The sequence below is a fragment of the Sphingomonas sp. HMP9 genome, assembly GCF_013374115.1.
In the GTDB taxonomy this organism is placed as follows: domain Bacteria; phylum Pseudomonadota; class Alphaproteobacteria; order Sphingomonadales; family Sphingomonadaceae; genus Sphingomonas.
In genome coordinates, this window is record NZ_AP022673.1 from 323,565 (window position 1) to 342,178 (window position 18,614).

The 18,614-nt window shown below is 65.9% G+C and carries 15 protein-coding genes; 8 read left to right on the plus strand and 7 right to left on the minus strand.

Annotation, left to right across the window (positions count from 1 at the left end):
- Positions 1 to 82: 82 nt before the first annotated feature.
- On the minus strand, positions 83 to 1,021 hold the full coding sequence (locus tag HMP09_RS01545) for a cation diffusion facilitator family transporter (protein ID WP_176498895.1): 939 nt from the start codon (positions 1,019 to 1,021) through the stop codon (positions 83 to 85).
- 199 nt (positions 1,022 to 1,220) lie between these two features.
- On the minus strand, positions 1,221 to 1,385 hold the full coding sequence (locus tag HMP09_RS01550) for a hypothetical protein (protein ID WP_164913371.1): 165 nt from the start codon (positions 1,383 to 1,385) through the stop codon (positions 1,221 to 1,223).
- A gap of 194 nt (positions 1,386 to 1,579) precedes the next feature.
- On the opposite strand from HMP09_RS01550, the gene HMP09_RS01555 reads away from it, so the two are divergent.
- Positions 1,580 to 2,962, plus strand: a complete 1,383-nt coding sequence (locus HMP09_RS01555; RefSeq protein ID WP_176498896.1) for a helix-turn-helix domain-containing protein — start codon at positions 1,580 to 1,582, stop codon at positions 2,960 to 2,962.
- A 145-nt stretch (positions 2,963 to 3,107) separates the two neighbouring features.
- Here the strand turns inward: HMP09_RS01555 and HMP09_RS01560 are convergent, their stop codons facing one another.
- The 3 genes from HMP09_RS01560 to HMP09_RS01570 form a co-directional block, all read right to left on the minus strand.
- A complete protein-coding gene (locus HMP09_RS01560; RefSeq protein ID WP_176498897.1) occupies positions 3,108 to 4,055 on the minus strand; it encodes an aldo/keto reductase in 948 nt (315 codons plus the stop codon).
- On the minus strand, positions 4,052 to 4,255 hold the full coding sequence (locus HMP09_RS01565) for a hypothetical protein (RefSeq protein ID WP_176498898.1): 204 nt from the start codon (positions 4,253 to 4,255) through the stop codon (positions 4,052 to 4,054). The genes HMP09_RS01560 and HMP09_RS01565 overlap by 4 nt, the downstream gene beginning before the upstream one ends.
- A 111-nt stretch (positions 4,256 to 4,366) precedes the next feature.
- Positions 4,367 to 4,738 carry a hypothetical protein gene (locus HMP09_RS01570; protein WP_176498899.1) on the minus strand — a complete coding sequence of 124 codons (372 nt, stop codon included), beginning with the start codon at positions 4,736 to 4,738 and terminating at the stop codon, positions 4,367 to 4,369.
- A 192-nt stretch (positions 4,739 to 4,930) separates the two neighbouring features.
- Between HMP09_RS01570 and HMP09_RS01575 the strand changes: the two genes are divergently transcribed.
- From HMP09_RS01575 to metH, 4 genes are all read left to right on the plus strand, one after another.
- The gene (locus HMP09_RS01575) at positions 4,931 to 5,884 is read left to right on the plus strand and encodes an ArsR/SmtB family transcription factor (RefSeq protein ID WP_176498900.1); all 954 of its coding nucleotides are present in this window, start codon (positions 4,931 to 4,933) and stop codon (positions 5,882 to 5,884) included.
- Positions 5,881 to 6,825, plus strand: coding sequence for a methylenetetrahydrofolate reductase [NAD(P)H] (metF, locus tag HMP09_RS01580; RefSeq protein ID WP_176498901.1), 945 nt, complete (start codon positions 5,881 to 5,883; stop codon positions 6,823 to 6,825). Before HMP09_RS01575 ends, metF begins: the two co-directional genes overlap by 4 nt.
- Before the next feature lie 122 nt (positions 6,826 to 6,947).
- Positions 6,948 to 8,006 (plus strand): homocysteine S-methyltransferase family protein, encoded by a 1,059-nt coding sequence (locus tag HMP09_RS01585; protein WP_176498902.1) that lies wholly within the window; start codon positions 6,948 to 6,950, stop codon positions 8,004 to 8,006.
- Between the two features lie 125 nt (positions 8,007 to 8,131).
- Positions 8,132 to 10,843, plus strand: coding sequence for a methionine synthase (gene metH / locus HMP09_RS01590; RefSeq protein ID WP_176498903.1), 2,712 nt, complete (start codon positions 8,132 to 8,134; stop codon positions 10,841 to 10,843).
- A 161-nt stretch (positions 10,844 to 11,004) separates the two neighbouring features.
- Here the strand turns inward: metH and HMP09_RS01595 are convergent, their stop codons facing one another.
- The gene (locus HMP09_RS01595; protein WP_176498904.1) at positions 11,005 to 12,465 is read right to left on the minus strand and encodes an aldehyde dehydrogenase family protein; all 1,461 of its coding nucleotides are present in this window, start codon (positions 12,463 to 12,465) and stop codon (positions 11,005 to 11,007) included.
- A 106-nt stretch (positions 12,466 to 12,571) separates the two neighbouring features.
- On the opposite strand from HMP09_RS01595, the gene HMP09_RS01600 reads away from it, so the two are divergent.
- The 3 genes from HMP09_RS01600 (at position 12,572) to HMP09_RS01610 (ending at position 15,680) form a co-directional block, all read left to right on the plus strand.
- Positions 12,572 to 13,546, plus strand: coding sequence for a quinone oxidoreductase family protein (locus tag HMP09_RS01600; protein WP_176498905.1), 975 nt, complete (start codon positions 12,572 to 12,574; stop codon positions 13,544 to 13,546).
- 62 nt (positions 13,547 to 13,608) lie between these two features.
- Complete coding sequence (locus HMP09_RS01605) at positions 13,609 to 14,343, plus strand: response regulator transcription factor (RefSeq protein WP_232090539.1); 735 nt, start codon at positions 13,609 to 13,611, stop codon at positions 14,341 to 14,343.
- Positions 14,340 to 15,680, plus strand: a complete 1,341-nt coding sequence (locus HMP09_RS01610; RefSeq protein WP_176498906.1) for a sensor histidine kinase — start codon at positions 14,340 to 14,342, stop codon at positions 15,678 to 15,680. The genes HMP09_RS01605 and HMP09_RS01610 overlap by 4 nt, the downstream gene beginning before the upstream one ends.
- A gap of 59 nt (positions 15,681 to 15,739) precedes the next feature.
- Here HMP09_RS01610 and HMP09_RS01615 read toward each other — a convergent pair whose 3' ends face one another.
- Positions 15,740 to 18,352 (minus strand): TonB-dependent receptor, encoded by a 2,613-nt coding sequence (locus HMP09_RS01615; protein WP_176498907.1) that lies wholly within the window; start codon positions 18,350 to 18,352, stop codon positions 15,740 to 15,742.
- Between the last annotated feature and the right edge of the window lie 262 nt (positions 18,353 to 18,614).

Below are 18,614 nucleotides of genomic sequence, written 5' to 3' on the forward strand. Positions count from 1 at the left end.
GTCAGCCTTACCAGCGAGATGCGTCTGATATGGATCAGTGCTGCGGGGTAGTTTCGTCGGTCGCCGCAGGGGGCGAAGCGGACTAGGCCAGCGTGGCATCCTCGCGCTTCTCCGGCCGGATATAGATGGACGACAGCATCGGGACCGCGGCGCGCAATTCGGCTTCCATCGCCTCGATCATCGTTTCGCCGTCGCCCATCGTCACCGAATCGTCGAAGTCGGCGCTGATCGCTGCAAAGATACTCTCGGGCGCGGTGTGGATCGTGCGGACATGGTTGACCGAGACGATCGCGGGATGCGCCGCAACGATCGTGCGGATCGTCGCGATAACTGCCGGGTCGGCCCGCTCGCCGATCAGGAGGCCCTTCGATTCGCGCGCCAGCAGCACCGCGACCAGCGCGAGGATCAGGCCGATCGCGATCGAGGCGGCGCCATCGATCCGCGGGTCGTTGAACGCATGGCTGGCCCAGATCCCGATCCCGGCGATGAGGAGACCCGCCAGCGCCGCGGAATCCTCGAACAGCACGATGAAGCCTGCCGGATCCTTCGACCGGTGGATCGCCGCCCACCAGCCCATATCGCCCTTGGACTTCGCGAACTCGCGAACCGCGATCGTCCAGCTGCTTCCTTCCAGCGCGAACGATATCGCAAGAACCACGTAGTTTATGGTCGGGCTGGTGAGTGGTTCGGGCTCCTGGATATGCCGCCAGCCCTCGAAGATCGATACGCCCGCGCCGATCGCGAAGATCAGGATCGCGACGACGAACGCCCAGAAGTAGAGTTCGCGGCCATAGCCGAACGGATGGGCCTCGTCGGCCGGGCGTTTGGCCTTGCGCTGGCCATAGAGCAGTAGGATTTGGTTGCCGCTGTCGACCACCGAGTGGAAGCCTTCGGTCAGCATCGACGACGATCCGGTCATCCCGGCCGCGACGAATTTGGCGACGCCGATCCCGAGATTGGCGGCGAGGGCGCCGTAGAGGACGATGTCGTCCTTGATGCGAGCGGTCAGTGTCTTGGCCATGGCGCCGTCCTACACGAGGGGGCGAGGTTGGAAAGGGTAGGCTTAGCAGCGGGTTGGGACGCGTCGACGGGCGTGAGGTTCGTGGGATCGCCGGTAAGTAGCGGAGCGCGCGCGGCACCGTCCTGAAAAACAGGAATACCCGCCGATGGACGCGCCATCGGCAGGTACCTTTCCTCCCCAGGAAACTGTTTGAAGCGGTTTAGCCGAGTCGGCCCAGGCGGTGGTACAGCGCACTCATCCGCGTCAGCCGCTCGTCGTCGATCGAGGTCTTGCTGATCATCTCGCCGAGCACTTCCTTCATCAGCGCGAAATCATTGGTCGAGAAGACGGCGCGGGCACGGGGTTGTTCGGTCGTCGTCTGCATGGCTTGCCTCCTTCGATGGTGAGATGTCTTGTCTCTCTCTTTACAGGGCGCTGTTTCGAGAGAGGCGATGCGCATTCAATACCGGGCAGAGGCGGTGCACTGGAATGCTTGACGGCAGTGCTGTGGGGTCGCGCTGTCCGGCGTCCTTGTCTTGTCCCTGTCGATCTGTAAATATCGTGACAGGAGGGTTTGCGATGGCGGAACGTAAATTGCTGGCGGGGCACGCGATCCGCCGCCTGCGGCGCGGGGCGGGGCTGACACAAGCGGCGATGGCGGACATGCTTGCGATCAGCCCGAGCTATCTCAACCTCGTCGAGCGCAATCAGCGGCCGATCTCGGCAACGTTGCTGATCAAACTCGCCGAAAGCTTCGACTTCGACCCGCGCTCGCTGACCGCAGCCGAACCTGGCGGCGGCGCTGATGCGATTCGCCGACGGCTGGCCGACCCGATGTTCGCCGACCTCGAAATCGACCGCAACGAGGTGGAGGAATGGCTCGCCAGCGCGCCGGGTGGCGCGGCGGCGTTCGCCCGCGTGTTCGACCGGATCGGCGGCGGCGCGGTGGTCGAGGCTGGCGACGATCCGGTGACGCTGGTCCGGCGCGAGATCGAGCGCTGGCGTAATCACTTCGCCGACCTCGACGCCACGGCCGAGGCGTTGGCGGACGAGTTGCGGCTGGGGGCCGGGGACCTTTATGGCGCGATCGCCGAGCGATTGCGGGCGAGGCACGGTCTCACGATCCGCGTTCTGCCAGCGGACGTCCTGCCGGACACGCTGCGACGCCTGGACCTGCACGCGCGTCAGTTGCAGCTGAGCGAGATGCTCGATCCTGCATCGCGCACGTTCGCGGTCGCGTTCCAGCTCGGCCAGATCGAGGCGAAGGCGGAGGTCGATGCGCTGGCGAAGGGCGCGGGGTTCACCGATCGCGCCGCGGAGCGGCTCTATCGCCGCCACCTGCTCGGCTATTTCGCCGCCGCGCTGATGATGCCGTATGCGCGCTTCCTGCGGGGGTGCGAGACGACAGGGTACGACATCGAACTGTTGCAACGCCGGTTCGGCGCGGGCTTCGAACAGGTCGCGCATCGGCTGACGACGCTGCAACGGGTTGGCGCACGCGGGCTGTCGTTCTTCATGATCCGGATCGATCGCGCGGGGCAGGCGTCGAAACGCTATCCCGGCGCGAGCGGCGCGGCGTTGGTCGAGGCGGACGGGCGGTGTCCGCTGTGGCGCCTGCATCATGCGTTTGATCGGCCGGGCAGCCTGATGGTGCAGCTCGTGGAGCTGGAAGACGGCGCGCGCTGGCTGACGATGGCACGCACCGTGACGCCGCAAGGGAGCCGCTTCGGCGCGGTACAGGCGGAGTTCGCGATCGGCCTCGGGGTTGCTGCGGCGCAAGCGGGTGTGCTGGCGGCCGCGAGCGGGCTCGATCTGGCTGGTCGGGCGATGCCGATCGGCCTTGGGTGCCGTGCGTGTTTTCGAACCGACTGCCCGCAACGCTCGATTGCCCCGGCGGGGCGGGCCTTGCTGATCAACGAGCGCGAACGGCGGACTTCCGCGCTGACGTTCGCAGGGGACTAGGGGCGGCTCTCAAACTGCTCCTCCCCCGTCAGGGGGAGGTGGCACCGAAGGTGACGGAGGGGGAGGACATCGAGCGGAAGTTTCGCTCATTCCGTCCTACTGGCAAACGTAAGACATCTCCCATGGGCAGAGGACTGTCGTCAGCTCACGCGCCGGCGTCGGTCAACGCGTCCAACTGGTCTTTCGACAGTTCGAGCGTCATGGCAGGAAGCAGGTCTTCAATCTGCCTAACGCTCGTGGCGCTGGCGATAGGCGCCGTAATGCCGGGCTGCGCGATCAACCATGCCAGCGCAACCTGTGCATGCGTCGCGCCGGTGGATTCGGTTACCGAGTCCATCGCTTCAAGGACCGCCTTGCCTTTGCCTTCGAGAAGCTCATCCATCCTGCCGCCGCGGACGCTCTGGCCAAGATCCTCCTTGGTCCGATACTTGCCGGTCAGGAAACCCGACGCCAACCCGTAATAGGGCAGCACGCCGATATTTTCGGTAACGCAATAATCCTGCAACTCGCCTTCGAACTTGGTGCGGCTGACCAGGTTATATTCGGGCTGGAGCACGTGATAGCGCGGCAGGTCTGACGCCTTGGCAGCGTCGACAGCCGACTTGAGACGTGCGGCATGGAAGTTGGAGGCGCCGATGACGCGGACCTTGCCAGCGTGGACGAGCTTGCCGAACGCTTCGAGGACGGCGTCCTGCGACACATCCTCATCGTCCTGATGCGCGTGATACAAGTCGATGCGATCGGTGCCGAGCCGCTTCAGCGAGGCGTCCGCGGCGGCGGCGATGCGCGCTGGGGCAAGCTTCTCGCCACCCTCGCCGGGCAACATACCGACCTTGGTCGCGATCAGCACGTCATCGCGCTTGCCGCTGGCCTTCAGCCACTCGCCGATCATGGTTTCGGACTCGCCGCCCTTATGCCCGTCGACCCAGGCCGAATAGATGTCGGCGGTATCGATCATCGTGCCGCCGCCGGCGACGAACGCGTCGAGCACCGCGAAGCTCGCGGCTCGGTCTGCGGTCCAGCCGAACACGTTGCCCCCTAGAATTAGTGGGGCGATCTTCAAATCGGTCGAGCCGAGGCGGCGGAGGGTCATCGGGTCTGATCGCTTTGATTCGAGGGTGTTTCGGTTTCGTCAGGCGCGCTGACAACCGCGTTCAGGTCGATGCTGTTCGCATCGAGCATTGCCGCAGCTTCGTTCAGCTGATGCGCTTCGTCGGTGGTGGTCGCGCCCCGGTCCTTCGCGGGCGAACAGGCCGCCAATGCGGAAATCGGAAACAGAACCCCCACCGTCACACCATCATGCCAGCCAACGCTGGCATCTTTACGGGCAGGTCGTTTTGACCCGAACCGGACGACCTCAGCGCGCGCTGAGGTGGCGGACGAGTGGGGGCGCCTTCGCAAGGGTTAGTCCTTGATCGCGTTGCCGGCGCGGGTCAGCGCGTTGCCGGTGGCGTCGGCGGCGCGGTCTGCACCGTTGCTGATCGCGGCGCCGGTACGGTCTGCGCCGGCTTCGACCCGGTCACCGGCGCGGTCGGCCTTGGCGTCGAGATGATCGGTCGAGTTGTCCATCTTGGCGCCGGCATTGTCGAGCGAACGCTCGGCCGAGCCAAGCGCGCGATCGCTTGCGGCGCTGACGTCGTCGACGGCGTTGGTAGTGGTTGCGCTGGCATCGGCGGCAATGGCGTTGGCAGCCTGTGCGGTCTGGTCCTGTGCGTTGTTGCTGCAGGCGGCGAGACCGGCGGTCAGTGCCAGGGCGGGGATCAGGAACTTCTTCATAGGTATCTACTCCCGTGGATGTCGTCTTGTGGACCAGCGATAGCCCGGCCCATAGCGCAATCGAACGCGGGTAGAGCGTTTCCGATCCGTCACGGCCGACGCGATGCGACAAGTTGTCGGGGCATAAGTTCGGCAAGACGGAAGCTCACGCCCGCGTTGACGTCATATAAAGAATTCTTTATATGTCGTGGCATGACGATGGCGCTCGAAATCTTCCGTGCTCTGGCGGACGCGACGCGGCTGCGGATACTCGCGCTGTTGCGGCGGATGGAGCTGTCGGTCGGCGAGCTTGCGCAGGTCCTCGGACAGAGCCAGCCGCGCGTGTCGCGGCATGTGAAGATTCTGTGCGATGCCGGTCTCGCGGAACGTCGCAAGGAGGGGAGCTGGGTGTTCGTGGCCCTTGGCGCCTCGGACGTCGTCGAGCCGGTCGCGGGGGCACTCGATGCCTGGGCGAAGACCGAGCCGGATCACTGGGCAGTGGCGGACGCCGCGCGGCTTGCGGCGGTGCGCGCCGACCGCGCGGCCAGCGCGGCGGCGTGGTTCGAGGGACATGCCGACGAGTGGGATGCGATCCGGTCGCTGCACGTTGCCGATAGCGAGGTCGAGGCGGCTATGGCTGCGGTGCTGGGCGACGCGTCGATCGGTACGCTGATCGACATCGGTACGGGGACCGGGCGAATGCTCGAGCTGTTCGGCGGCCGGGCGACGGTCGCGCTCGGAATCGATCGCAGTTCGGAAATGCTGCGACTGGCGCGCGCCAAGCTGCACGACATGACGCACGCCGAGCTGCGGCAGGCGGATCTGTATGCGCTGCCGATGGCGGATGCCGCGGCCGATGTCGCGATCCTGCATCACGTCCTGCATTTCGCACAGCAGCCTGGCGCTGCTGTGAGCGAGGCCGCGCGCGTGCTGGCGCCGGGCGGCCGGTTGCTGATCGCCGATTTTGCGAGCCACGACCGTGAGGACCTCAGGGTGCGCGACGCCCATACGCGCCTCGGCTTTGCGGACGAGCAGATGGCGGTTTGGTTCGAGGCGGCAGGATTGCAGACCGTGCGGATCGAGACGCTCGAGGGCGGCGAGTTGACGGTGAAATTATGGCTCGGCCGGAAGGTCGGCGCGAGCTTGCGTGAGGTGAAGGCGGCATGACGAACATTTCGATCCCCCAATTGGCAGAAGCCCGCCGCGCGCTCGAAGAACCGCTGTTCGCGGATCTGGCGGGCGACGTTGGCATCAGCTTCGAATTCTTCCCGCCCAAGACCGAGAAGATGGATACGCAGCTCTGGGAGGCGATCCGGACGCTGGAGCCGCTCGGCCCCGATTTCGTTTCGGTGACCTATGGCGCGGGCGGATCGACGCGCGAGCGGACGCACGCCACGGTGGCGCGGATCCAGCGCGAGACGTCGATGAACGCGGCCGCGCATCTTACCTGCGTCGAGGCGAGCAAGGCCGAGATCGACCAGGTCGCCGAGGAATATTGGACGGCGGGCGTGCGCCATATCGTTGCGCTGCGCGGCGACATGCCGACGCTCGGCCAGCCCTATCACGCGCATCCGGGCGGGTATGAGAATGCGGCGGCGCTGGTCGCCGGCTTGCGGAAGCTTCATCCGTTCGAGATTTCGGTTGCGGCCTATCCCGAGTGCCATCCGGAATCGGGCGGTCACGACTTCGACATCGACAATCTCAAGCGCAAGCTCGATGCGGGCGCGAGCCGTGCGATCACGCAGTTCTTCTTCTCGCCCGAGGCGTATTTCCGCTTCCGCGACCGGGTCGCGGCCGCGGGCATCACCGCGCAGATCCTGCCGGGCATCCTGCCGGTTTCGAACGTCGCGCAGACGCGGAAGTTCGCCGGGCTGTGCGGTGCGGAGATCCCGGCTTGGATGGACCGCTTGTTCGAAGGGCTCGACGATCATCCCTCGGCGCGGCAACTCGTTGCAGCGACGATCGCGGCCGAGATGTGCCGGCGGCTTTACGCGGGCGGCGTGAAGGATTTCCACTTCTACACGCTCAATCGCGCCGAACTCGCCTATGCTATCTGTCATATGCTTGGCGTGCGCGCGAAGCCTGCGGCGACGGTCGCCGCGGCGTAATTCCCCTCCCGCCTGCGGGAGGGGCTAGGGGAGGGCCTGTGCCTTCCTCAAGCGCGCCGCAAGCGGTTCTGACAAGCCCTCCCCCGACCCCTCCCGCAAGCGGGAGGGGAGGAGACAAGACGATGACACCACGTGAACGTTTCAACGCGGAAGCCGCCAAGCGCATCCTGATCACCGACGGCGCGTTCGGGACCGAGATCCAGAACTGGAAGCTCGACGAGGCGGCCTATGCGGGCACTCTCGGGCTGAGCCACGACCAGAAGGGCAACAACGACATCCTGGCGATCACCAAGCCGGAAGTGCCCGAGACCATCACGCGCGAATATCTGGAGGCGGGGTCGGACATCGTGTCGACCAACACGTTCAGCGCGAACGTCATCAGCCAGGCGGATTATGGCGCGGAAGCGCTGGTGCGCGACATCAACGTCGAGAGCGCGAAGATCGCCCGCCGGCTCGCCAACGAGTATGAAGCGAAGGACGGCCGCCCGCGCTTCGTTGCCGGTGCGATCGGGCCGACCAACAAGACGCTGTCGCTGTCGCCCGACGTCAACGATCCCGGCTATCGCGAGATCGACTTCGATTATCTGAAGGGCGTGTACCGCGAACAGATCGACGCGCTGCTCGAAGGCGGCGAGGGGGTCGGTGTCGACTTCATCCTGATCGAGACGGTGTTCGATACGCTCAACGCCAAGGCAGGCATCATGGCGGCGATCGAGGCGGGCGACGACCTCGGGCGCGACGTGCCGATCATGCTGTCGATGACGCTGACCGATCTGTCGGGGCGCAACCTGTCGGGCCATACGGTCGAGGCGTTCTGGCATGCGGTGCGGCACGCCAAGCCGATCACGATCGGGCTGAACTGCTCGTTCGGCGCGGAGCAGCTGCGGCCGCATGTGAAGACCTTGGCGGGCATCGCCGACACGCTGATCATGATCTATCCGAACGCTGGGCTGCCCAACGAACTCGGTGAATATGACGAGCAGCCTGCGACGACGGCGGGTCTGGTCGGCGAGTGGGCGGTGGCGAAACAGGTCAACGTGCTCGGCGGCTGCTGCGGATCGACGCCGGCGCATATCAAGGCGATGGCCGACGGCGTGCGCGGGCTGGAACCACGCGCGGTTGCTCGGCCGGAGGTGCGGACCAAGCTTGCCGGCCTCGAGCCGTTCACGATGGCGGCCTGATCTACTGCTCCCTCTCCCCTGCGGGGAGAGGGCCGGGGTGAGGGGCGCCACCAGCGCCACCGCCCGGAACTGCCCCTCACCCCAACCCTCTCCCCGGAGGGGAGAGGGGGCTAGAAGAGAATGATATGACCACGACTTCCTCCTCCACCAGTTTCGTCAACATCGGCGAGCGCACCAATGTCACCGGCTCGGCGCGGTTCAAGAAGCTGATCATGGCGGGCGATTACCCCGCCGCGGTCGAGGTCGCGCGGCAGCAGGTCGAGAGCGGTGCGCAGGTGCTCGACGTCAACATGGACGAGGGGCTGCTCGACGCGCACCACGCGATGACGACGTTCCTCAAGCTCATCGCCGCCGAACCCGATATCGCGCGCATCCCGTTCATGGTCGACAGCTCAAAATGGAGTGTGATCGAGGCGGGGCTGAAGTGCGTCAGCGGTAAGCCGATCGTCAATTCGATCAGCATGAAGGAGGGCGAGGAGCAGTTCCTGGCGCAGGCCAAGAAGTGCATGGCGTACGGTGCGGCGGTGGTCGTGATGGCGTTCGACGAGGTCGGGCAGGCGGACACCAGGGACCGCAAGGTCGAGATCTGCGAGCGCGCGTACAAGCTGCTCGTCGGGATCGGCTTTCCCCCTGAGGACATCATCTTCGATCCCAACGTCTTCGCGGTCGCGACGGGGATCGAGGAGCACAACAATTACGGCGTCGACTTCATCGAGGCGTGCAAGGAGATCAAGGCGCGCTGCCCGCATGTCCATATCTCGGGCGGACTGTCGAACTTCAGCTTCTCGTTCCGCGGTAACGAGCCGGTCCGCCGCGCGATGCACAGCGTGTTCCTGTATTACGCGATCCCCGCGGGCATGGACATGGCGATCGTCAACGCCGGTCAGCTCGACATCTACGACGATATCGACCCCGAACTGCGCCAGGCGGTCGAGGACGTCGTGCTCAATAAGGATGTCGAGGCCGGCGACCGCCTCGTCGCGCTCGCCGAACGCTATCGCGGCACCGACGTGGTCGCCGAGAAGGCGGCGGCCGAATGGCGCTCGCTCGGCGTCAACAAGCGGCTCGAATATGCGCTGGTCAAGGGCATCGACCTCCACGTCGTCGAAGATACCGAGGAAGCGCGGCTGATCATCGCCGGCAATGGCGGCCGGCCGATCGAGGTGATCGAAGGCCCGCTGATGGACGGCATGAACGTGGTCGGCGACCTGTTCGGCAGCGGCAAGATGTTCCTGCCGCAGGTCGTCAAATCGGCGCGCGTCATGAAGAAGGCGGTCGCGCATCTGCTGCCGTACATCGAGGCGGCCAAGGAGCCCGGCGCGCGCGGCAAGGGCAAGATCATCATGGCGACCGTCAAGGGCGACGTGCATGATATCGGCAAGAACATCGTCGGCGTCGTGCTCCAGTGCAACGGCTTCGACGTGGTCGATCTGGGCGTCATGGTGCCGTGGTCGAAGATCCTCGAGGCCGCGAACGAGAACGACGCGGACATGATCGGGCTGTCCGGGCTGATCACGCCGAGCCTCGACGAGATGGTGACGGTCGCCGAGGAGATGAAGCGCGCGGGCATGACGATGCCGCTGCTGATCGGCGGCGCGACGACGTCGAAGGTGCATACCGCGCTCCGGATCGCGCCGGCCTATGACGGCCCGGTCGTCCACGTGCTAGATGCGAGCCGCGCGGTCGGTGTCGCCTCGACCCTGGTGTCGGACACGATCCGCGACGAGTTCGTAACCAGGACCGCGGACGAATATGAGGCAGTGCGGATCGCACGCGCCAACAAGGGGCAGAGCGAGCTGCTGCCGCTGGAAACTGCGCGCGCGCGTGGGTTCGTGGCGGACTTCGCGATGAAGCCTGCCGCGCCCGTGAAGCCCGGCGTGCACGTGTTCGCGGACTGGGATCTGACCGACCTGCGCGACTATATCGACTGGACGCCGTTCTTCCGCGCATGGGAGCTGGCGGGGAATTTCCCGGCGATCCTGACCGATGAGGTCGTCGGCCAGAGCGCGTCGTCGCTCTATGCGGATGCGCAGGCGATGCTCGACACGATCGTCGCGGAGAAGTGGCTGACCCCGCGCGGTGTCGCCGGGCTTTGGCCCGCGCGGCGCGAGGGGGATGACGTGGTGGTCACTGCTCCCTCTCCCCTGCGGGGAGAGGGCTGGGGTGAGGGGCAGCCAAGCCATGCTGCGCCCGGAACAGCCCCTCACCCCGACCCTCTCCCCAAAGGGGAGAGGGAGCAGAAGGAAGTCAGGCTCCCCATGCTCCGCCAGCAGATCGCCAAGCGCGAGGGCCGCGCGAACATGTGTCTCGCCGATTTCGTCGATACGCAGGACGACTGGTTCGGCGGGTTCGCGGTCGGCATCCACGGGATCGACGCGCACATCGCGCGCTTCAAGGCGGACAATGACGATTACAACGACATTCTGCTCAAGGCGCTCGCCGATCGCTTCGCCGAGGCATTCGCCGAGCGGCTTCACAAGCATGTCCGTACCGATCTGTGGGGTTATGCGCCGGACGAACAGCTCACCAACGAAGCGATGATCAAGGAGCAGTATCGCGGCATCCGCCCGGCGCCGGGCTATCCCGCATGCCCCGATCACAGCCTCAAGCCGATTCTATTCGACCTGCTCGACGCCGAGACCGCGACCGGGCTCGAACTAACCGAGAGCTTCGCGATGTTCCCGACCGCGGCGGTCTCCGGCTTCTATTTCGGCCACCCGCAGGCGGAGTATTTCGGCGTCGCGCGTGTCGGCCGTGACCAGCTCGAGGACTATGCGGCGCGACGTGGCGCGGACCTGAAAACGGCCGAGCGCTGGCTGCGTCCGAACCTCGATTAGTCCGTCATCCTGACGAAAGTCAGGATCCAGGGCCAAGAAAGTCAGCCTAATGGCTCTGGATCCTGACTTTCGTCAGGATGACGGGCTGCGAGTGATTAACGCACGCGCACTTAGCTCCTCCTTTGTCGGTTGGCCCCTCTCCCGGGGAGAGGGGCATACCCTCACGCCCCCGCTTCGGCCGGCTTGCCCTCGCGTACGTCACCCGGCAGGCCGGTGATCGTTTTCACTTCCATGAAGTCGGTCAGCCCATAGCGGCCGTTCTCGCGACCGTTGCCCGACTGTTTGTATCCGCCGAACGGCGCGCCGATGTCGGGGCTCCAAGAATTGATCGTGACCAGCCCCGCGCGCAGCCGTGGGGCCACCTTCGCCGCCGCCGCTGGGTCGCCCGAGATCGTCGCTGACAGCCCGTATTCGGTCGCGTTGGCGATGCGGATGCCCTCGTCCTGATCGGCGTAGGCGGTGATCGTCGCGACCGGGCCGAACGTCTCTTCCTGCGCGATCCGCATGTCGGGGCGCACGTCGGTGAACAGCGTCGGCTGGATGTAATAGCCCGCATTGCGGCCGTCCGGACGACCCACGCCGCCCGTCACCAGCGTCGCGCCTTCGTCGATCGCGGACTGGATCAGCCCCTGGATCTTGTCGAACTGCGCCTTGTTGACGACCGGGCCGATATGCTGGCCCATCTCGGCGGGATCGCCGACCTTGGTCTGCTCCATCATCGACTTCACGATCGCGGTCGCCTCGGCGACCTGGCTCGCATGGACGAGCAGGCGAGTCGGCGCGATGCAGCTCTGCCCCGAATTGGCGAGCACGCCGGCCACCGTCGGCGGCAGCACCGCCGCCAGATCGGAACCCTCGAGGACGAGGTTCGCCGCCTTGCCGCCGAGCTCCTGATGCACGCGCTTGACCGTCGGTGCCGCCGCCAGCGCGACCGCGATGCCGGCGCGCGTCGATCCGGTAAAGCTCACCATGTCGACGTCGCGGTGCGCGCACAGTGCTGCGCCGACTCCGGGCCCGTCGCCGTTGACGAGGTTGAACACCCCCGCGGGCACGCCCGCCGCGTCCATGATCTCCGCCAGGATCACCGCGCAGGACGGCGCCTCCTCGGACGGCTTCAGGATCATCGTGTCGCCCGCGGCCAGCGCCGGTGCGACCTTTGCGCAGATCTGGTTGAGCGGCCAGTTCCACGGCGTGATCATCGCGACGACGCCGAGCGGCTCGTGCACGACGGTCGCCTTGCCGATCGTCTCGGAGAATTCGAACGCCGCCAGCGCCTTTGCGGTCGCCGAGAAATGCGCGAGTCCGGTGGGTGCCTGCGCCATCGACGCCAGCGCCATCGGTGCGCCCATCTCCTGCGACATCGCCTTGGCCAGGTCGGGCATCCGCGCCTTATATTCGGTCATGATCCGGCCGAGTAGATCGAGGCGCTCCTGCACGCTCGTCTGGCTCCAGCTCTCAAAGGCCGTGCGCGCCGCAGCGACCGCCTTGTCGACGTCGGCCGCATTGCCAAGCGTGATTTCGGTGCAGGGTTGCTCGGTCGACGGGTCGATCACCTGATAGACGGTGCCGCCCTCGCTATCGACCCACGCGCCATCGATATACTGCTTTAAATAGCTTTTCATCGTGCCTCTCCGCATCTTGTCTTGCCAAGGAATGGGCTCGCCGGAGATCGGTTGCAACCCGAAACGCGTCGGGTAGGTTGACGCCGAAATTCATCAGGAGTCCGGCATGGCGAGAGTGGCATTCATCGAGCAGACCGGCGGCCCGGAGGTCATCCAGTGGCACGACGTCACGTTGCCGCCGCCGGGCAAGGGCGAGGTCTGGATGCGCAACACCGCGGTCGGGCTGAACTATATCGACACCTATCACCGCAGCGGCGTCTACCCGGTCGACCTGCCATCGGGGCTCGGCAGTGAGGCGGCGGGCGTGGTGATGGCGGTCGGCGAGAGCGTCACCGACTTCGCACCCGGCGACCGGGTCGGCACGTTTGGCCCGTCGCGCGGCGCCTATGCGACCGAGCGCAACGTGCCCGCGACCCAGTTGTTCAAGCTGCCCGACACGCTGGACGACCGCACCGCCGCGGCAATCCTGCTCAAGGGCACCACCGCCGAGTTCCTGGTCGAGCGTTGCGCAAACGTGCAGGCGGGCCAGACCGTGCTCGTCCATGCGGCAGCGGGCGGAGTCGGCCACATCCTCGTTGGCTGGCTGAAGGCGATCGGCGCGACCGTCATCGCCAGCGTCGGCAGCCAAGACAAGGCGGCACGCACGCGCGCAGCGGGTGCGGACCACGTCATTCTCCACAAGTCCGAGGACATTGCCGCGCGTGTTCGCGAGATCACCGACGGCAAGGGCGTGCCGATCGTGCTGGACGGCGTGGGCGGCGCGACCTGGAATGCCTCGCTCGACAGCGCGGCCAGGCGCGGTCTGATCGTCAGCTACGGGAATGCGGGCGGCGTGGTCGACGGGGTCAATATCGGCGTTCTCGCGCGGAAAGGCTCGCTGTTCGTCACGCGGCCGACGCTGTTCGATTATTACGTAACGCCGGAGGAGCGGCAGGCGGGGATCGCGCGGCTGTTCGCGATGCTCGACAGCGGGGCGATCACGCCCGAGATCGGCCAGACCTTCGCGCTCGAGGACGCGGCCGACGCGCACCGCGCGGTGGAAAGCGGCGAGACTTGGGGGAGTACGCTGCTGCTCCCCTAGCAGCTGGGCTAGCGAACCAATTCTTCTATCGTCTTTGCACCTTCGCGCCTTCGCGTGGATCCATGCTACGCTACGCCCTCCACAAACCGCACGCCGCCTGCCCGAGTGAGACGATGATGAGCCTGAACCTGTTGCTGGTCGAGGACGATGCGGTGTTCGCGCAGACGCTGGCGGAGGAATTGCGCGGGCTCGATCACAGCGTCACCGTCGCGGCCGACGGTCGCGAGGCGCTGGCGGCGGTCGACAGCGCACCGTTCGATGCGGTCGTGCTCGATCGGATGCTGCCCAAGGTCGACGGCATGGAGGTGCTCGAACGGTTGCGCGGCGGCAATATGACTCTGCCGGTGATCATGCTCACCGCGCTCGGCCGCTCGGTCGAGAAGGTCGAGGGATTGCAGGCGGGGGCCGACGACTATGTGGTCAAGCCGGTGGCGGCGGAGGAGCTCAGCGCGCGGCTCGCGGCGATCGTGCGCGGGCGCGGTTGGACGGGGGGCAGCGCCGACACGATCCACGCGGGCGATATCGTCGTCAGCCCAACCAAGTTCCGCGCCTGGCGCGACGGCATCGCGCTCGATCTCGGCAATCTCGAATTCAAGCTGCTCGCCGAGTTCGTCGCCAATGCCGACGCGGTGCTGACGCGCGCGATGCTGATCGAGCGGGTCTGGGGGTACGACTTCGCACCGACGACCAACATCGTCGACGTCTATGTCCGCCACCTGCGCGTGAAACTGTCCGCGGCTGGCGGTGACGATCCCATCCGCACGGTGCGCGGCGTCGGATACATGCTGCGCGGATGACTCGCCTGCGGTCGCTGCGCGCGCTGACGCTGGCGTTCCTGATCGCGTTCCTCGTCGCGACGCTCGGCACCGGGTTCGCGATCTACGCGGCGACGCAGCGCACCATCGAGCGGCTGGTCGATCGTCGCATCCTGGTCGTGAGCGATGCCGCCGCCGGCATCTCCGGCGATCGCAGTCCCGAAGAACTCGTCCGGCGAATCAACGCCGCGACGCATGAGCGCGACACCGGCGATATCGGCTTCCTGTTGCTCGATCCGACCGGTCGCAGGCTCGGCGGCAACATCGCCTTGCCGCGTCGCCTGCCGATGGGATTCTCCACGGTGGCGCTGAAGGACCGCATCGCCGGGTTATCCGCGGGGCGCGCGCTGGTTCGCGACGTCGGGCACGGCATGACGCTCGTCACCATCGCTGAAACCGAACCGTTCGACGACTATGATGCGGCGCGCGTGCGAATCTACGCGGTCGGTTTCGGATCGATCCTGCTGGTGGTCATCGGTGGCCTGCTGTTCTTCGTGATCACGATCGGGCGGCGGATCCGCGATACGCGGCGAACGGTCGACGCGATCATCGACGGTGACATGACGCGGCGCATACCGGTCGATCGATCGGGCGGCGAGTTCGCGAACCAGGCCATGGCGTTCAACCGGATGCTTGACCGCATATCGGAACTCATGGTCGGCATCAGCAACGTCTCCAACGACATAGCGCATGATCTTCGCACGCCATTGGCACGTTTGCGCAGCCAGTTGGCGCTGGCGTTGCGGCGCGTCCAGACAGACGGCCAACGCGACGATCTCGAAACCGCGATCGCGATGAGCGACGCGTTGCTGGAAATGTTCGCGGCCATGCTGCGGATCGCGGAGGTCGAGGGCGGCGACCGCCGCGCCGCCTTCGCGCCGATCGACCTCGGCGAACTGGCGGCCGACATCGCGACGATGATGCAGCCGGTTGTCGAGGACAGCGATCGTACGCTGCTGGTCGAGGCGTCCGCGCACGCGCCGATCGTCGGCGACCGGCAGATGCTTGGCCAGATGATCGTCAACCTTGTCGAGAACGCGATCCGGCACACGCCCGTCGGCACCAGGATCGCGATCGGTGTCGAAGCCGTCGCCGACAGCATTACGGTGACCATTGCCGATAACGGTCCGGGGATCCCGGTGGAGCAGCATGCTTTGGCGCTGCGGCGGTTCGGGCGTCTCGATGCCAGTCGCCACGACACCGGCCATGGCCTCGGACTGCCGCTGGTCGCGGCGATCGTCCGGCTGCACCGGGGCACCATCGCGCTCGAGGATGCAAACCCGGGTCTGCGCGTGGTGCTTCGTCTCCCGCGCGTCTGAACGCAGAACGACCCGAGCGGGCAGGGCCAGCTCGGGTCGTTCGATCGTCCGGTGGTCGATCAGAACTTCACGGATGCCTCGGCACCGAAGGTCCGCGGCGCGTTGAAGTTGCCGTAGTCGCCCAGCACGTTGTTGATATTGCCCGCGGTTGCGGTGCCCGACGTCGGTGCGCCCGGCAGGCTGTTCGACGGATCGCGGCGGAACACATACTGCTTGTCGAACATGTTGCGCACCCAGGCCGAGATGGTCAGCATATTGGTGCCGCTCACCCGGATATTGGCCAGCGCGACGCGGCCATTGGCGATGAACGCCGCATCGTTCTTGGTCGCGAACTGGTCGAAAGTCTGCGTGGCCTGCGAGTAGTTGCCGTCCAGATGGAACTTCAGGTCGAGGTCGCCGAGCGGCATCGTGTAGTCGATCGCGCCGTTCGCGGCGTTGCGCGGCGTGAAGACGATGAAGAAGTTCTGGTACACGCCGGTCGACGCGATCAGCACCGGCGGGATCTTGGTGTAGGTATAGGCATAGCCCGCGGTCAGCGTCAGGCCGTCGACCGGCTGCACGGTCAGGTCGGCCTCGATCCCGCGGATCTTGGTGATGCCGGGCGCATTGATCGTCACGAGATTGTTGAAGTTGCTCCCGTTGAACGGCTGGATCGAGCTGATGTCGACCTGGCTGTTCTTGCGGTCCATGATGTAGCCGGCGAGGTTCAGGCGCGCGCGGTGATCCCAGAAATCGGATTTCATGCCGATCTCGTACGACTTCACGTCCTCGGGGTTGAACGTCTGGTAGTTGGCGGTGCGCGAGCTGGCACCGCCCGCGCGGTAGCCGGTCGCGTATTTCGCATAGACATGAAGCGTGTCGCTCACGTCATATGCCAGCGTCGCCATCGGGTTGAACCGGTTCCAGCTCTTGTCGAGCGGCGCGTAGCCTGCCGCCGTCGCGGCCGCGGTATTGGTGTCGTAATTGACGTTGCGCGAATAATGCAGGACGCCCTGCTTGTCGTCGTGGGTGTAGCGACCGCCGACCGTCAGATGCAGCGCGTCGGTCGCGTTCATCGTCACCTGGCCGTACGCCGAATAGCTCTTCGACCGGACTTCGGATGCGCGATCGATCGAGCGGCACTCCGGCTGCGATCCGGCGGGCTGGGGAACGCCGGTTGCGTTCGCAATGTAGGTGCAAGGGTCGACGATCGTGTAGGACAAGCCGTTCGCACCGATATCGGGCTGGCCGTCCGCGCCGTTGGCGCCCGTCGTGTTGTTGACGAGATCCTGGTTCCAGCGGTTCGAGTTCGGCGTCGCCGCGTCGTCGCTGACATGCTCTTGGAAGTAATACAGGCCACCGACATAGTCGAACCGGCCGACCGTACCGACCGCCTGGAACTCCTGGCTGAACTGGCTCTGGTGCAGGTCGGCGAGGCTGTACCGGCTGAAATAGCCCGAATTGTTCGGGTTAGCCGCGGTCGGGTTGAGCACGCTCAGCACGGGTACGCGGTGCGCGCCGCCGCTATTGTCCCACTGCGTCGAGCTGACGCCGCGCCATGCGGTGATCGAGCGCAGTTCGATCTCGGGCGACACGTTCCAGCGGATGTTGGAGGTATAGCCGTGCGTCTTGTCGATGCTCGGCTGCTGCGGCACGCCGATGTCGGCCATTTTCATGCGGCTGTCGCCATTGACGACGACTTGTCCGGGCACCGGCTTGACGGTGCCGGTCAGCGTGGTGAAGTTGGTGCCCGGCAGGTAGCAGGCCGACGCCGCAGCCTGTGTGCCGGCGACGCAGGCGTTCGGATTGGCGTTCAGCAACTGGCTGTAGAACGGGCTGTTCGCGTCGTAGCCGTTATCGTAGCTGAAGTCGGCGGTCATGCCCTCGACGGGCTTGATCCGCGCGGTCGCCTTGAAACCGCGACGGTCGAAATAGTTGAAGCCGGTCTGGCCGACGAGCGGGTTCTTGGTGGTCGCGCCCTGATACTGGACGACGCCATCGAGCTTCAGCGAGACGCCGTACGTCTCGGGCAGGTCGAGGCGGATCGCGCCGTTATAGCCGCCGTAATTGGCGATGCCCGCGGTCGCGCTGCCGCCCCATTTGCCGGTCGGTGCCTTTGTGACGATGCTCAGCGCGCCGCCCTCGGTGTTGCGGCCGAACAGGGTGCCTTGCGGACCCTTCAGGACTTCGATCCGGTCGACGTCGAACAGCGCTGCGTTCAGCCCGTGCTGGCGACCGAGATAGACGCCGTCGATATAGATGCCGACGCCCTGCTCACGTGCGGGCTGGTTGGCGTCGAGCGGGACGATGCCGCGGATGCCGACCGTCAGCGCGGACTGGCGCGCCTCGAAGGTCGCGACGCGCAAGGACGGGACCGCGCCGTCGGCGAGGTCGTACAGGCTCTGGACGTGGCGATCGGTCAGCGCCTGGCTCGTGAGCACGTTGATCGCGATCGGCGTCTTCTGCAGGTTCGTCTCGCGCTTGGTCGCGGTGACGACGATCTCGCCGAGACCGGTTTGACCGGCGGCAGGCTCTGCATCCGTTGCCGGCTGGGGATCGGTCGGAGCCGCCGTAACAGGCGCCGTATCCTTGGCGGCGGTCGGCGTAGGTGCTGCGAACGCTGGCGTCGCGATCGCGACCGTCAGGGCGGCGCCGGCCAGCAGCCGCAAGCGCAGGCTTGCTGAATTCAACATCGAGAGTTTCCCTTTTTCGGCAGTCTTTGCCTTGAAGGGCGCGATAGGCGGCGGTCGTGGCACGTCCGTTACGAATATAAGAATCGCGTGTCCGGCGATTTTAACGTTGGTTTAATGTAGATTTATCCCCTCGGGCGCGCGAACCCGTCGCAGATGACGGCGCTGTCACAGGCCTGTCATGCAAAAGTAACGTCGCTGCCATGCACGGCGGTTACCGCGCCTCCAAGCCGGCTGAAGAAGTCGGGACCACCCGGGGGAATAT

What these genes read in the sequence shown, in the direction of transcription:
- HMP09_RS01545 (WP_176498895.1), bottom strand. Translation starts at nt 1,021, where the DNA reads ATGGCCAAGACACTGACCGCTCGCATCAAGGACGACATCGTCCTCTAC.
- HMP09_RS01550 (WP_164913371.1), bottom strand. Translation starts at nt 1,385, where the DNA reads ATGCAGACGACGACCGAACAACCCCGTGCCCGCGCCGTCTTCTCGACC.
- HMP09_RS01555 (WP_176498896.1), top strand. Translation starts at nt 1,580, where the DNA reads ATGGCGGAACGTAAATTGCTGGCGGGGCACGCGATCCGCCGCCTGCGG.
- HMP09_RS01560 (WP_176498897.1), bottom strand. Translation starts at nt 4,055, where the DNA reads ATGACCCTCCGCCGCCTCGGCTCGACCGATTTGAAGATCGCCCCACTA.
- HMP09_RS01570 (WP_176498899.1), bottom strand. Translation starts at nt 4,738, where the DNA reads ATGAAGAAGTTCCTGATCCCCGCCCTGGCACTGACCGCCGGTCTCGCC.
- HMP09_RS01575 (WP_176498900.1), top strand. Translation starts at nt 4,931, where the DNA reads ATGACGATGGCGCTCGAAATCTTCCGTGCTCTGGCGGACGCGACGCGG.
- metF (WP_176498901.1), top strand. Translation starts at nt 5,881, where the DNA reads ATGACGAACATTTCGATCCCCCAATTGGCAGAAGCCCGCCGCGCGCTC.
- HMP09_RS01585 (WP_176498902.1), top strand. Translation starts at nt 6,948, where the DNA reads ATGACACCACGTGAACGTTTCAACGCGGAAGCCGCCAAGCGCATCCTG.
- metH (WP_176498903.1), top strand. Translation starts at nt 8,132, where the DNA reads ATGACCACGACTTCCTCCTCCACCAGTTTCGTCAACATCGGCGAGCGC.
- HMP09_RS01595 (WP_176498904.1), bottom strand. Translation starts at nt 12,465, where the DNA reads ATGAAAAGCTATTTAAAGCAGTATATCGATGGCGCGTGGGTCGATAGC.
- HMP09_RS01600 (WP_176498905.1), top strand. Translation starts at nt 12,572, where the DNA reads ATGGCGAGAGTGGCATTCATCGAGCAGACCGGCGGCCCGGAGGTCATC.
- HMP09_RS01605 (WP_232090539.1), top strand. Translation starts at nt 13,609, where the DNA reads ATGCTACGCTACGCCCTCCACAAACCGCACGCCGCCTGCCCGAGTGAG.
- HMP09_RS01610 (WP_176498906.1), top strand. Translation starts at nt 14,340, where the DNA reads ATGACTCGCCTGCGGTCGCTGCGCGCGCTGACGCTGGCGTTCCTGATC.
- HMP09_RS01615 (WP_176498907.1), bottom strand. Translation starts at nt 18,352, where the DNA reads ATGTTGAATTCAGCAAGCCTGCGCTTGCGGCTGCTGGCCGGCGCCGCC.